Annotated in this window: 13 protein-coding genes and 2 pseudogenes; 6 read left to right on the forward strand and 9 right to left on the reverse strand. The window is 67.8% G+C overall.

Going from position 1 to position 13,348, the window contains the following annotated elements; all coding sequences use genetic code 11:
- Nucleotides 1-44 precede the first annotated feature (44 nt).
- The 5 genes and pseudogenes from QUE33_RS04490 to QUE33_RS04510 all read left to right on the forward strand — a co-directional run bounded on the left by QUE33_RS04490 (nucleotide 45) and on the right by QUE33_RS04510 (nucleotide 2,719).
- Complete coding sequence (locus QUE33_RS04490; RefSeq protein WP_286302167.1) at nucleotides 45-518, forward strand: NfeD family protein; 474 nt, start codon at nucleotides 45-47, stop codon at nucleotides 516-518.
- A gap of 8 nt (nucleotides 519-526) precedes the next feature.
- Nucleotides 527-1,459 carry an SPFH domain-containing protein gene (locus QUE33_RS04495; protein WP_286302169.1) on the forward strand — a complete coding sequence of 311 codons (933 nt, stop codon included), beginning with the start codon at nucleotides 527-529 and terminating at the stop codon, nucleotides 1,457-1,459.
- A gap of 71 nt (nucleotides 1,460-1,530) precedes the next feature.
- Nucleotides 1,531-1,830, forward strand: a pseudogene (locus tag QUE33_RS04500) (glycerophosphodiester phosphodiesterase family protein); the annotation flags it as partial.
- Between the two features lie 203 nt (nucleotides 1,831-2,033).
- The gene (locus QUE33_RS04505) at nucleotides 2,034-2,222 is read left to right on the forward strand and encodes a glycerophosphodiester phosphodiesterase family protein (protein WP_286302171.1); all 189 of its coding nucleotides are present in this window, start codon (nucleotides 2,034-2,036) and stop codon (nucleotides 2,220-2,222) included.
- Between the two features lie 113 nt (nucleotides 2,223-2,335).
- On the forward strand, nucleotides 2,336-2,719 hold the full coding sequence (locus QUE33_RS04510) for an RNA polymerase-binding protein RbpA (protein WP_286302173.1): 384 nt from the start codon (nucleotides 2,336-2,338) through the stop codon (nucleotides 2,717-2,719).
- A gap of 1 nt (nucleotide 2,720) precedes the next feature.
- Here the strand turns inward: QUE33_RS04510 and lnt are convergent, their stop codons facing one another.
- The 9 genes and pseudogenes from lnt to QUE33_RS04555 form a co-directional block, all read right to left on the reverse strand.
- A complete protein-coding gene (lnt, locus tag QUE33_RS04515) occupies nucleotides 2,721-4,250 on the reverse strand; it encodes an apolipoprotein N-acyltransferase (protein ID WP_286303051.1) in 1,530 nt (509 codons plus the stop codon).
- Nucleotides 4,250-6,693 (reverse strand): annotated as a pseudogene (locus QUE33_RS04520) (DEAD/DEAH box helicase). Before QUE33_RS04520 ends, lnt begins: the two are co-directional and overlap by 1 nt.
- On the reverse strand, nucleotides 6,690-7,505 hold the full coding sequence (tatC, locus tag QUE33_RS04525) for a twin-arginine translocase subunit TatC (protein WP_350226505.1): 816 nt from the start codon (nucleotides 7,503-7,505) through the stop codon (nucleotides 6,690-6,692). Before tatC ends, QUE33_RS04520 begins: the two are co-directional and overlap by 4 nt.
- A gap of 3 nt (nucleotides 7,506-7,508) precedes the next feature.
- Entirely contained in the window at nucleotides 7,509-7,766 is a 258-nt protein-coding gene (locus tag QUE33_RS04530) for a twin-arginine translocase TatA/TatE family subunit (protein ID WP_286302175.1), read from the reverse strand.
- 31 nt (nucleotides 7,767-7,797) lie between these two features.
- Complete coding sequence (locus QUE33_RS04535) at nucleotides 7,798-8,784, reverse strand: helix-turn-helix transcriptional regulator (RefSeq protein WP_286302177.1); 987 nt, start codon at nucleotides 8,782-8,784, stop codon at nucleotides 7,798-7,800.
- Nucleotides 8,781-9,776 (reverse strand): helix-turn-helix transcriptional regulator, encoded by a 996-nt coding sequence (locus QUE33_RS04540; RefSeq protein ID WP_286302180.1) that lies wholly within the window; start codon nucleotides 9,774-9,776, stop codon nucleotides 8,781-8,783. Before QUE33_RS04540 ends, QUE33_RS04535 begins: the two co-directional genes overlap by 4 nt.
- Nucleotides 9,773-10,708: a peptidylprolyl isomerase gene (locus tag QUE33_RS04545; protein ID WP_286302181.1), complete on the reverse strand. Its 936-nt coding sequence runs from the start codon at nucleotides 10,706-10,708 to the stop codon at nucleotides 9,773-9,775. Before QUE33_RS04545 ends, QUE33_RS04540 begins: the two co-directional genes overlap by 4 nt.
- A 10-nt stretch (nucleotides 10,709-10,718) precedes the next feature.
- Entirely contained in the window at nucleotides 10,719-11,729 is a 1,011-nt protein-coding gene (locus QUE33_RS04550) for a tRNA (adenine-N1)-methyltransferase (RefSeq protein ID WP_286302184.1), read from the reverse strand.
- Entirely contained in the window at nucleotides 11,726-12,403 is a 678-nt protein-coding gene (locus QUE33_RS04555) for an HAD family hydrolase (protein WP_286302186.1), read from the reverse strand. Before QUE33_RS04555 ends, QUE33_RS04550 begins: the two co-directional genes overlap by 4 nt.
- A 101-nt stretch (nucleotides 12,404-12,504) precedes the next feature.
- Here QUE33_RS04555 and QUE33_RS04560 point away from each other — a divergent pair, with 101 nt between their 5' ends.
- Complete coding sequence (locus QUE33_RS04560; RefSeq protein WP_286303055.1) at nucleotides 12,505-13,347, forward strand: PAC2 family protein; 843 nt, start codon at nucleotides 12,505-12,507, stop codon at nucleotides 13,345-13,347.
- Nucleotide 13,348: the final 1 nt, after the last annotated feature.

The raw sequence follows: 13,348 nt of genomic DNA on the forward strand, positions 1-13,348 counted from the left end.
CGCCGCTGCGGACACCGCGTGGTAGGTTGACCGCAGGAGGGCGCATGGACGGTTTCGCGACATTCATCACCGGCATCGAGCAGTGGGCGTGGATCGGCTGGCTCGTGCTGATCGCGCTGTTCCTGGTGATCGAGATGATGACCCTCGACTTCACCTTCCTGATGCTCTCCTTCGGCAGCGCCGTCGGCCTGATCACCGACCTGGTCGGCCTTCCGCTCTGGGCGCAGGTCATCATCGCAGCAGCCGCCGCGGCCCTGTTCATCTTCTTCCTGCGCCCACCGCTGCTGCATCGCCTCCGCCGCGGCGAGGATCCCACCAAATCGAACGTCGCGGCGCTGATCGGTCTGCGCGGCACCGCACTGCAGGACATCACCAAGATCTCCGGCCAGGTCAAGCTCAGCAATGGCGACACCTGGACTGCCCGCAGTCTGGACGGCACCCCGATCATCGAGGGCAGCCGCGTGGCCGTCGCCGAGATCAGCGGCGCCACAGCCATCGTCCGCCCCGTCATCGAATAGGAGCACTGATGGACGACTCCTCGTTCATTCCCGCCGCCATCGCCTGGATCCTGGCGATCGCCGTCATCATCTTCGTGCTGGTCACGATCGCCCGATCCATCAGGATCATCCCGCAGGCTACGGCCGGCGTCGTCGAGCGTCTCGGCCGCTATCACAAGACGCTCGAGCCGGGTCTGAACCTGCTCGTGCCGTTCATCGACCGGCTGCGCCCCCTGATCGACATGCGCGAACAGGTCGTGTCGTTCCCGCCGCAGCCGGTGATCACCGAGGACAACCTCGTCGTGTCCATCGACACGGTGGTGTACTTCCAGGTGACGGATGCCAGGGCTGCGACCTACGAGATCGCGAACTACCTGGGCGCGGTCGAGCAGCTCACCACGACCACGCTCCGCAACGTCGTCGGCGGGCTGAACCTCGAAGAGGCACTCACCAGCCGTGACGAGATCAACGGTCAGCTGCGCGTGGTGCTCGACGAGGCCACCGGCAAGTGGGGCATCCGGGTGTCGCGCGTCGAGCTGAAGGCGATCGACCCGCCGGTGTCCATTCAGGACTCCATGGAGAAGCAGATGCGCGCGGAGCGCGAGCGCCGGGCCACGATCCTGACCGCCGAGGGTTCGAAGCAGTCGCAGATCCTCGAGGCCGAGGGGCAGCGTCAGGCCGCGATCCTGAAGGCGGAGGGTGACAAGCAGGCGGCGGTGCTGCGTGCTCAGGGTGAGGCGGAGGCGATCCAGAACGTGTTCGCCTCCATCCACCAGGGAGCTCCGGACGACAAGCTGTTGGCGTACCAGTACCTGCAGATGCTTCCGAAGATCGCCGAGAGCTCGTCGAGCAAGCTGTGGATCATCCCCAGTGAGCTCACCGAGGCCCTCAAGGGGATCGGCACTGCCTTCACGCCACGTTCCGGAGGCGGCGCCCCGGACGGCCCTCAGCACGGCGCGTGACCCACCCGTATCTCACCGGAGCACAGCACCCCCGGATCCTCGCCCACCGCGGGCTGGCCTCCGCGCTCGACGTGGATTCCGGATGCTGGGAGAACACGGCTGCCGCCTTCGCCGCCGCGCAGGCCGCCGGAGCCGAATACATCGAGACCGACTGCCAGGTGACCGCCGACGGCGATGTCGTGCTCATCCACGACCCCACCCTGGAACGACTCACCGGGGATCCTCGCCCGGTGTCGGAGGTGCGCACGGCGGAGCTGTCCCGGCTGTTCGCCGATCACGGCGGACTCATGACCGTCGCCGATGCCCTTGAGTCCTTTCCCGACACGCGGTTCAACATCGATGTGAAGACCCTGGCGGCCGCCGAGCCGATCGGCGCGCTGCTGGCCCCGCACGCGCACCGGGTTCTGCTGACGAGCTTCTCCGAACGCTACCGGCGCGCGGCGCTGACGTCGGTGATGCGCGCGGGTGCCAGCATCCGTCCTGCCACTTCCGGGGGCCGCTCGACGATCCTCACCCTGCGCTCCCTCTCGTCTCTGCGCCTCTCCCCGCTCGCGCCCTGCGCGGCATCGACGCCGTGCAGATCCCGGAGCGGCACGCCGGCATCCGGCTGCTCACCCCGCAGCTCATCCGGGCCGCCCAGCGGTGCGGCACCGAGGTGCACGTGTGGACGGTGAACGACCCCGAGGACATGAGACGATTGGTTCAGGCGGGCGCAGACGGCATCGTCACCGACCGCGCCGACCTCGCCCTGCAGGCCCTGTGATTCCCGGGGCTGCGGCCCTGAGATTCCCCTGTGAGTTCCACGGTGATGACGCCGGTGTGGATGAAGCGCACAGGCGCGAGCGTTATACCTGACAGCGACGAGAGGACCACACAATGGCAGATCGCAGCCTTCGCGGCATCCGGCTGGGTGCCCAGAGCCTACAGAGCGAAGAAGGCGTCGTCTTCATGGAACGACGCGCAACCAATTACAAGTGCGAGACGTGCGGTCACGAGACGACCCTGATGTTCGCGGCCGACGCCGAACCCCCGCAGACCTGGGAATGCCGCAGCTGCAGCGCCGAAGCGGTGCTGCAGGTCGACGGCACGTCTGTGAAGCTCGAGGAGACCGACGAGAAGGCCGCCCGCACGCACTGGGACATGCTTCTGGAGCGGCGCAGCCGTGAGGAGCTCGAGGAGCTTCTGGCTGACCGTCTCGCCTATGTGCGAGCCCGCCGCGGCTCGGGGGACGACCCCACACGCGAACGCATCGGCGCCTGAGTCACCGCCGCCGCCGAGCCACCGCGCCGGCGACGACGAGTGCCCCAGGGCCCGCCACGATTAGCGCCAGCTGCAGCCACGGGCCCAGCAGCACACCCGCCGTGAGGCCGGAACGCAGTTCGACATCCTCGAGCAGCGCTCCGGCCTCATCCGCGTCCAGGCCGGCAACGGTCGATCCGTCGGGTCTCATGATCTGGCTCGTGCCGACGGTGGAGACGTTCACCACGCTGCGCCCGGTCTCGATCGCTCGCATCCTGGCGAACGCGAGTTGCTGAATGTTCTCGTCCGTGCCGCGGAAGTCGGCGTTGTTCGTCTGGAAGACGAGCACCTGGGCACCGTCCTGAACGCTCTCGCGGATCACCTCGTCGTAGATCACATCGAAGCAGATCGCCAGGCCGACGCCCACATCGCCCACCTTCATGAACGGAGGATTCGATCCCGGCGTGTACTCGCGCTGCAGCAGCCCGATGAGGTCGGGCGCCAGCGCATTGAAGAACGCCCGGTCTGGCACGTACTCGCCGAACGGCACCGGATGCCGCTTGTCGTGCAGCTGTGTGGCGGTGCCCTCATCGGTCCACAGGAATGATGTGTTGAAGAACTCACCGTCACGCTCCGTAGCGGTGTTCGCCAGCAGCGGGGCATCCATCTTCGCAACGATGCGGGTGAGACGCCTGGCCGTCGACGGGTCCTGGAACGGGTCGTAGTCGACGCCGCCCTCCGGCCACACGACCAGGTCGGCGCGTTCGCCCACCAGCGGCTCCGTGGCGGCCAGCTGTGCATCGATCACGCTGTACTGCTCCCGCTGGTCGAAGTAGCCGGTCGGACCGTTGCCCTGCACCGCTGCGATGCGCATGCTGCCGACCGCGGTCGTCGGGAACAGCGGCAGGAACAGCAGCACCAGCACCGTGACGGCAGGGACGACGAGTCTCAGAGGACGCAGTCGGCGCCCCATCCGAGCCGCCTCGATCAGCAGTGCCACCGCAAACACCATCAGGAACCCCAGTCCGCTCACGCCCACCCACGACGCCACGGGTGCGAACGGCCCGTCGGCCTGCGTCATCCCCAGTCGCGCCCACGGGAACCCGCCATAGGGCCAGTTGCCGACGAACAGCTCCTGCACGATCCACAGCGCTGCGACGATCGCGGGCAGCAGCACTGGGCGCGACCTCGGCCACGCCCGAGGAATCCAGCGGTATGCCAGCGCAATGAGTAGCACTGCGACCGCGCTCAGCACGCCCTCGACGATGGTCAGGGCGATCCACGGCACCGGACCGAGATAGCGGGCGGTCCACGAGACGAGCAGTGAGAAGAACACCAGCCCGTAGATGCTGCCGACCAGCAGCGCCCCACCCAGGCGGCGTCCATCGAGGCAGATCAGCAGCGTCGCGACGGCGACCGGCGCCAGGATCCAGATCCCGGTGGACGGGAATGCCAGGCTCATCATCAGCCCTGCCACCGCCGCGAGCCATGCAGCGAGCCACAGCGGCACGATGGGGCGTACGGATGCCGCGCTGCGCACCTTCCCGACCATCACACGCCCGCGTAGGCGACGATGCCGCGTCGCACGCCGTCCAGGGCACGCCGGGCCGTACGTGCCAGTTCTGCGTCGTTCGAGACGATGGAGAGCTGGTCGAGAAGGTCGATCGTCTGCTTCGCCCAGCGCACGAAGTCACCGGCTGCCATGTCGGCGTCGATCAGCACGCGATCCAGGGAGCCGCCGCGCGTCCACGAGTGCATCGCTGCGGCCAGTCCCGGGGCGAGCGGTTCGGTGCGCGGCAGAGAATTGTCGTGCTCGATGTCGTCCAGCTCGGCCCACAGCCGCATCGTGGCGTCGTAGGCGATGCGGAAGGCACCGCGCGGCAGGCCCTCTCCCCCATGCCCTGCTCGTCACGGCGAGGCTCGTAGACCAGGCAGCTCGCCATCGCAGCGAGAGAGGGCGCGTCGAGATTGCGCCACAGCCGCTGCCGCAGCGACTCCGCCACCAGCAGGTCGCGCTCTCCGTAGATACGTCGCATGGTCTGCCCGGCATCCGTCAGTGCCAGGTCGTCGCCGTCGCCCTGCAGGTAGTCCACGATCTGCAGCACGTCGATCACGCGGTCGAAGGTGCGCGCGACCGTACCGGTGCGGTTCTCGATCTGTCGGCGGATGCGATCGGTGTCGCGCTTAAGGCTGTAATAGCGCTCCGCCCAGCGCGCGTGCGCCTCGCGGTCGGGACAGCGGTGGCAGGCGTGACGCTGCAGGCGCGTGCGCAGCGATTGGATCTTGCGCATCCGCTTCTCGCGCGCCGCGCGGGGCCCAGCGGCATCCCTGCGGTTCTTCTTCTCCAGATCGCTGAGCTCCCGCCTGATGCCTGCGTAGTCCAGGAAGTCGCCGTGCTCGCAGTGCATCGCCTTGGCGTAACCCGCCAGCGACTCCTCGGCATCTTTCACCTTGCGGGCAAGGCCGACCACGGCCCTGTCGGCCTGAAACTGCGCGAACGAGGACTCCAGGATCTCTCGGGCGCGGGCACGGCCGAAGCGATCGATCAGGTTCACCGCCATGTTGTAGGTCGGACGGAAACTGGAGTTCAGCGGGTAGGTTCTGCGCGATGCCAACGAGGCGACCGCCTGCGGATCCATCCCGTCCGACCACTGGACGACGGCATGCCCCTCGATGTCGATGCCGCGGCGCCCGGCCCGACCGGTGAGCTGGGTGTACTCCCCCGACGTGATCGGCACCCTGGCCTCGCCGTTGAATTTCTCCATCTTCTCGAGCACGACCGTGCGTGCGGGCATGTTGATGCCCAGCGCGAGAGTCTCCGTGGCGAAGACGACCTTGACGAGCTTGCGCCGGAAGAGCTCTTCCACGACCTCCTTGAACGCGGGCAGGAGACCCGCGTGGTGGGCGGCGACGCCGCGCTCGAGATCGTCACGCCACTGCCAGAACCCGAGCACGTCGAGGTCCTCGTCCTGCAGCGAGCGGGTTCTCTCGGCGACGAACGCGCGGATCTCGTTGCGCTCGTCCGACGTGGTCAGACGGATGCCGGAGCGACGCACTTGCTGGACGGCGGCGTCGCACCCGACACGGCTGAAGATGAAGAAGATCGCGGGCAGCAGGTTGGAGCGCTCCAGCAGACGCACCGCCTCGGGGCGGTCCATGCGCTCGCTCCGACCTGGGCGCGGTCCGCGCGGTGCGTGGCGACCGTCATGGCGACCTCGCCCTCGGCCTTGCCGCCCAGCAAAGCGTTCGCTGCGGGAGTCGCGGGAGGAACGGATGCGGAACAGCTCTCTGTTCACCTGCGCGGCAGCCGTACCGGCTCGCTCGTCGAACAACGGCAGCAGCCCGTCGGGCACCAGCACGTGCTGCTCCAACGGCACCGGCCTGGTCTCGGAGACGATCACGTCGGTGTCGCCGCGGACCGTGTCCAGCCAGTCGCCGAACTCCTCGGCGTTGGACACGGTCGCGCTCAGAGAGATCAGGCGCACCTCCTGCGGCAGATGCAGGATGACCTCCTCCCAGACCGGACCGCGGAACCTGTCGGCGAGGTAGTGCACCTCGTCCATCACGACATAGCGCAGACCGCGCAGCGTGTCCGACCCGGCGTACAGCATGTTCCGCAGCACCTCGGTGGTCATCACCACGATGCGCGCGCCGCCGTTGATGTTGGTGTCGCCGGTGAGCAGACCGACCTGGTCGGCCCCATACACCTCGACCAGCTCGCGGAACTTCTGGTTGGACAGTGCCTTCATCGGTGTCGTGTAGAAGGCCTTGTCGCCTGCGGCCTGCATGGCCAGGTGGATGGCGAACTCGCCGACGATGGTCTTGCCCGCGCCGGTCGGGGCCGCGACCAGCACACTGCGGCCGCGTTCGAGCGCCTGGCAGGCGTCGACTTGGAACGGATCAAGGCCGAACCGTTGCCCCGCCGCGAAGGCCTGCGTCTGAGGATGCTGGGCCGCGTGCTGTGCTGCTGCGTGGCGCTCAGCCGGCGAGCTCATACGGCAGTGGCGTCGGGATCGAGTCCGGCGGCGATCGTGCGCTTGCGCTTTCTTCGATCGAAGAAGAGCGAGAGGAACGCTGCGGCGAAATACAGCACGATCAGGATGCCCGCGAGCAGCAGCATCGATCCGATGTCGGCGGCGGGCGTCGCGATGGCGGCGAACAGCGCCGCGACGAGCACTGCCACACGCCAGCCCTTCAGCATGGTCTTTCCCGTCATGATGCCTGCGAGGTTCAGCGCCACCATGAAGACCGGCAGCACGAACGAGACTCCGATCACGAGCACGAATTTGAGGATGAAGTCGTAGAAGTACTCGGCGTTGAGGAAGTTGTTCCCGATATCGGGCACGAAGTTCGACATCACCTCGATCACATGCGGGGCGACCAAGACCGCCACATAACCGCCGGTGAAGAACAGCGGGATCGCGCTGCAGACGAAGGCGACCGTGTACCGGATCTCCTTCTTCGTGAGACCGGGGACGATGAACGCCCAGATCTGCCACATCCACACCGGTGCAGACAGGAGCAGGCCGATCGACAGCGCCATCCGGATGCGCAGGTTGAATCCGGACGAGATCTTGTCGAAGACCAGCTTGGTGAACTCTGCCCCACGCTGCTCATTGATGATGGTGATCGGCTGGGTGAGGAAGTTGATCACCGGATCCGTGATGATGAACGCGATCACCATTCCCGCGGCGAGCCCGATCACCCCGATGATCAGCCGACGGCGAGCCTCGCGAAGGTGCTCGCCGAGCGACATCCGTCGATCGCGCTTCCCCTCTGAAGGCGCGTCGACGCTCAGTTCCGTCACGACCTACGAGGCGCGGGGCGGCGTGTCCTGATCGGCAGGACGCTCAGCCGCTGATGTCGCGGTTCCGGCCGAGGGTGCGGCATCGGCGCTGGGGACGTCATCCGTCGCGCCGTCTTCCTTCATCGCCTTCATCTCGCCCTTGAACACACGGGCCGACTGGCCCAGGCTCTTCGCCAGCGCCGGCAGCTTCGCCGCGCCGAACAACAGCAGGATGATGATCAGAATGATCCACAGGTGCGGGCCTGCGAAAAGATTACCCATGGATTTCTCCTCTTGGTGGGTCGAATTCCGTTCAGTCTACCTGTGCGAAACGCGTGCCGGGGACGTTGTAGAGATCGAGTGCGGCCGACGCCCATTCCCTTGTCGCCGAGCGTGCCAGCGGCGGATCCAGCACTTCCAGCGCGCCACCGAAACGGCCTGCGATCCGCTTGATCCCCCGCGGGTCGGCCATGCTGATCCGCACGGTGACCGTGGAGTCCGCCCGGTCGATCTCTTCGTGAGGGAACCCGCCCAGCAGCGGGAGCATGCGTTCGGGCAGACGAACGGTGACGGCTCCGGAGACCGTCCCGCTTCCGAAGTCAGTGGGCACCGGAGCGTCGGCGTGCGTGATCGGGATGTCGGTGAGCTGAGCGTCACTGACACGGTCGAGGTGGAACGTGCGCATGGCCTGGCGCAGATGGCACCACCCCTGCAGGTACCACTGACCGTTCGTCATCAGAATCTGGCGCGGATCGACGGTGCGGGTGGTCGGCTCGGCATCCGGTGCCTGATAGCGGAACGCGACCGCGACGCGCTCATGCAGCGCGCGCGAGATCACCCGCTGCACTTCAGTGACCTCGACGGGGGCGACCAGCAGATCGGGCGGTGCATCGGCGGACCCGTGCGACAGCTTGGCCATCAGCCCCGAGACCAGACCCGAGTCGGCGACCGCGGGTACCGATGCCACCAGCTGCAGCCCCGCCAGCAGTGCGGCCGCCTCGCGTGCCGTGAAGCGCGGCACCCGGCGCAACGCCACATCGTTGGTGATCTCGATGATGTCGTGCTCGTCGAGCAGATCCCAGTCGATGTCGAACATCTCCTGCGGCAGCTGCCAGTAGCCCGAGTCCCCCGGCAGCCCGATCACGGTCAGCTTCTCGACCATCGTGCGCATCTGAGCGGGGGTCACGCCGAACTCTGCTGCCGCCTCGTCGAGCGTGACCTGGCCCCGTTCGAGCAGGTAGGGCACCAGGGTCAGATACAGCCGCACGCGGTCGGCGGCCAGAAGAGGGGCAGAGCTCATGAGACCACTCCCCCGGCGGGATGGGCATCGACGATCGCCTGCAGCCGCTGGATCACGCTCTCGCGCAGCTCTGCCGGCTCGACCACTCGCACCTCTGGCCCGTAGGTCGCCAGCTCGTCCGCGAAGATGTGCCGGTCGACGTACGGCACCAGGATGCCCTGCGTCGCCGGAACGGCGCGTCGCCCCAGGCGCAGTGCCGCCTCAGTGCCCGGTGTGATCTCCAGCAGTGCGCGCTGCGAGGCGGCGACCCGGGTGAGCCCCGCCAGAGCACGGTCCGCCGCACCGTCGCGCAGGGCGGGATCGAAGGTCTGTCCTGTCACCTTCACGTCGCTGATGATGCGGCTGAGCAGGAAGGTCCGCTCGCCGTCGGCATCCAGATCGATTCCGAACAGATGCCACCGTGCCTCGTACTCGACCAGAGCGAGCGGGCGGACACGACGTCGCGTGGAGGCGTCCTCACCGGGTTTGAGGTAGTCGAACACGACCACGCGGCTGCGCTCGATGCCCTCCTGCAGTGCGGGGAACGCCGCATCGCGCACGCTGATGCGGGGAGCGAAGCCGATGATCGGCTCATCGCCGTCGATTCCCAGTGCACGGATCTTGCGCACCCCGGATTGCGCGTCGGATGAGACGGACTCGCTGCTCCAGACGCTTCCCGCCAGACGCAGCACGGCGAGCTCGGCATCGGTGAACTCGATGTCGGCGGGCAGGTCGTACTCCGCCTGAGGGATGCGGTACCGTGCTTCCCTCAGATCCTGCGGATCCGCAGGATCTCCGATGGTCTCCACCGGCATCCCCAGTGCCCGCAGCTCGTCCTTGTCGCGCTCGAACATCTTCTCCAGCGAGTCCGACGAGGCACCCGCCTCGCTGCGCTGTCGGTAACCGGAGACGTTATCGAGGATCTGCTGCTTGGTCAGGCCGATCTCCGTGGCCATCAGCGCCACGACGAGATTCGTGAGGCGCTCCTCCGCAGGGATCTGCGACGGTGTCATCCCCGGATCAGCTCCGGAGGGACGATGCCGAGCACGTCGACGACGTAGGCTGTGGCGTCGCGGGAGTCGGAGGCATCGTCGGAGTCACCGGAATCGTCCGGAACCACCACAAGCAGTTGCGAGCCGACGGTCGCCTTCGCGACCTGCGTCATAACCGCCTCGGGAAGGGTCGTCGCATCGGAGACGACCCGGGAGTCCCAGGATGTGCTCTTCATCGACCGGCTGTTCCAGTCGACGGAGGTGTAATTGAACATCGCCACGTCGTCGCCGACCTTTTGGCCAGCACCCTCGATGAGAGTCTGGACCACGGTCTTCGCCGGTGCGGCGCTGCCGGGAATGATGATGCCCGGACGCCCGTCAGCGGCCCGGACCACGGTCGGCAGACCGCGCGCATCGTTGAAGACATCGCGGCCGGTCGCCCTGGGCAGCAGGACCTCCTGGATGTCGATGGAGCCGACGACGCTGCCGTCTGCGCTCAGGCCCGCCTGGTCGGCCAGCCCCTCCGGAAGATCGGATGCGGGGATCGCGAAGGCGACGCGGGATCCCTCCGTGGCGCACAGCAGCGCCTCTCCGTCGCCGCCCAGCTGTGTGCTCATGGTGTCTGCCGACCACACGACGGCGGCGGTCTGCAGCGCCTGACCCGTCTCGCCGTTGAGGAGCGTGACCGTGCCGACCACGTTCTGCGCCGACTCCCGCACCGCGGGACCGTCGCCGACGATCAGGTCGTCGTAGATGGGTTTCGAGGTCACGACCGGCGCGCTCAGACCCACCTGCGGCGAGCCGATGTCACCGCTGGCGTTCACCGACATCCCCAGAGCGGCTGAGTCACTCCGCTCACAGCCGGCCGTGCTGGATCCCGGCGCGCTCGAGCACCCGGTCAGTACGAGAGCGGACAGGGCGAGGGCTGAGAAGGCTGCGGTCGTTTTACGCACGCGCCCCAGTCTATTCCGAAGCCGCGTCGCCCTCACGCGACGCGGCCGCAGCGCGCGCACCGGAGGCGGCCTTCTGCGCCTCCCGCACGCGCTTGCGAAGATTCTTATCGGTGATCTCACGGTCGCCGACCGCTCCCGGCGTCCACAGCTCCACGTCCTCGTCGCCGTAGCTGGACTTCGACGCCCGCCGACGCACCTCGGGCGGCACCGCTCCCGGCGCCAGTCGGCGGGCTGTCAGCAGGAAGCCGGTGTGCGCCACCATTCGATGGTCGGGGCGCACAGCGAGGCCCTCGACGTGCCAGCCGCGCACCATGGTCTCCGAGGCCTCGGGGTCGGTGAACAGTCCCGTTCCACGGATGTACTCTGCGACCCGAGAGAGCTGCGTCGCCGTGGCGACGTAGCAGATCACCACGCCGCCGGGCGTGAGCGCGTCGGCGACGACATCGAGGCACTCCCAGGGTGCGAGCATGTCCAGCACGACGCGATCCACCGTTCCCGGGCCGTGCTGCGCGGGAAGCTTCTCGACAAGGTCGCCGACGACCACGTTCCAGGTGTCGGGTGTCTCGCCGAAGAAGGTCTCCACATTCGCGCGGGCGACATCGGCGAACTCCTCGCGCCGTTCGAAGGAGGTCAGGGCGCCGTCCGGCCCGATCGCGCGCAGCAGAGCGAGCGAGAGCGCACCCGACCCGACGCCGGCTTCGACGGTGACGGCGCCCGGGAAGATATCGGCCTGCATCACGATCTGCGCCGAGTCCTTGGGATAGACGATGGCGGCGCCGCGCGGCATCGACATCGCAAAGTCGCGCAGCAGAGGGCGCAGCGCCAGGTAGTCGTGACCGCTGCTGTTGGCGACGACAGAGCCGTCGGGCTGTCCGATCAGATCGCGGTGCATCAGCACGCCGTGATGGGTGTGCAGCTCGCCGTCGGCGCGAAGTGTGATGGTGTGCAACCGTCCCTTCGGACCGGTCAGCTGAACGCGGTCTCCCTCGCGGAACGGACCGCGGGGCCGGTGAGCGCTCATCGGGAGTCCTCCTTCGCGAGACGACGATGCAGCGCTCGGATGTCGGTGGTCGTGCGTCCGACGAGTGACGGCCACAGCTCGTGCGCCCCGGCCCCGTCGAGCGGGAGGATGTGCGGCACTCCGAGCGTGACAGCACCTGACGCGCGCCCGGCTGCCACGCCGGTGGCGGAGTCCTCGATCACCACCGCGTCGGCGATGTCGACGCCGAGCAGCTCGGCGGCACGCAGATACGGGTCTGGGAACGGCTTGGGTCGGGGCACTTCGTCGCCGCCGAGCACCAGATCGAAGGCGGTGAACCCGATCAGCGACACCACGTCCAGCGCCATGCGCTTCATCGACATGGTCACCAGCGCGGTGCGCACCCCGTTCGCTCGCAGATCGGCGAGCAGTTCGCGCGCACCGGGCCGGAACGGCACGCCATCCGCCCGGAGCCGGGAGGCGACGTCGTCGGTGAGACGCTGCACGATCGCATCCGCCTCCATCCGCACCCCGTACCGCTGCAGCACCCGTGCACTGTCCACGAGGCCGTTGCCGACCAGCTGCAGAGCGTCGTCGTCGGTCCAGGAGCCCCCATAGGACTCGACGAGTGCGGTCTCGGCGTCCATCCAATAGGGTTCCGTGTCGACGACGGTGCCGTCCATGTCCCAGAGGACCGCAAGGGGTTCGCTGCTCATTGCACCCATGCTAGCCGTGCACGCGCGCGTTGCCGGTGTCAGCCGGTTAGCCTGGAAGGATGACGGCGCGGGCGCACGGTCCGCACGCAGAAGGGGGAACGGTGGACGCTCTCGGGTCACGGATCATCGTCGCCGCGTTCGACGGCTGGAACGACGCCGGCGAAGCCGCGAGCGGGGCGATCGCTGCGCTGCGTGACGCGTATTCCTACGAGCCGGTGCACTCCGCCGACCCTGAGCTCTACTTCGACTATCAGTACACCCGCCCGTCGACCCGGATGGATGCCGAGGGGCGCCGGGAGCTGCAGTGGCCGGAGGCCACGCTGTGGCGCCCCACTGTTCAGGTGGACGGACCCGAGCTGTGGCTTCTGGCCGGGTCTGAGCCGGCACGCGCATGGCAGGCCTTCGCGACCGAGTTCATCGATGTCGCACTGCGCGATGATGTGACCGGTCTGGTGACCCTCGGTGCGATGATGTCGGACGTACCGCACACTCGGCCGATCTCGGTGTTCGCATCGAGCCAGAACGACCGGGTGCGCGAAGCCCATGGACTCGAGAAGAGCGCCTACGAGGGCCCTGTCGGCATCCTCAGCGTCTTCGAGCATTTCGCTGAGAACGCGGAGATCCCGACCGCGAGCCTGTGGGCGAGCGTCCCGCACTACGTGGCATCCGCGTCGCCTTCCCCGAAGGCGACGCTCGCGCTGCTCGATCGCCTCGAGGAGCTCACCGCCGTCGGTCCAGCCCGTGAGCACCTGCGCACCGAGGCGGCCGCATGGGAGGCGTCCATCGACGCCGCTGCGGCCGAAGACGAGGACATGACGGAATACATCCGTCAGCTGGAGCGCACCCGCGATACCTGGGACTCGCCGGATGCCTCGGGCGATGCGATCGCGCAGGCCTTCGAGCGCTACCTCCGCCGGCGCGGCGACGGCCCCGACAAGCGCTGAG

Origin of the sequence: Microbacterium suwonense (assembly GCF_030296555.1) — a bacterium.
GTDB classification, from domain to species: domain Bacteria; phylum Actinomycetota; class Actinomycetes; order Actinomycetales; family Microbacteriaceae; genus Microbacterium; species Microbacterium suwonense.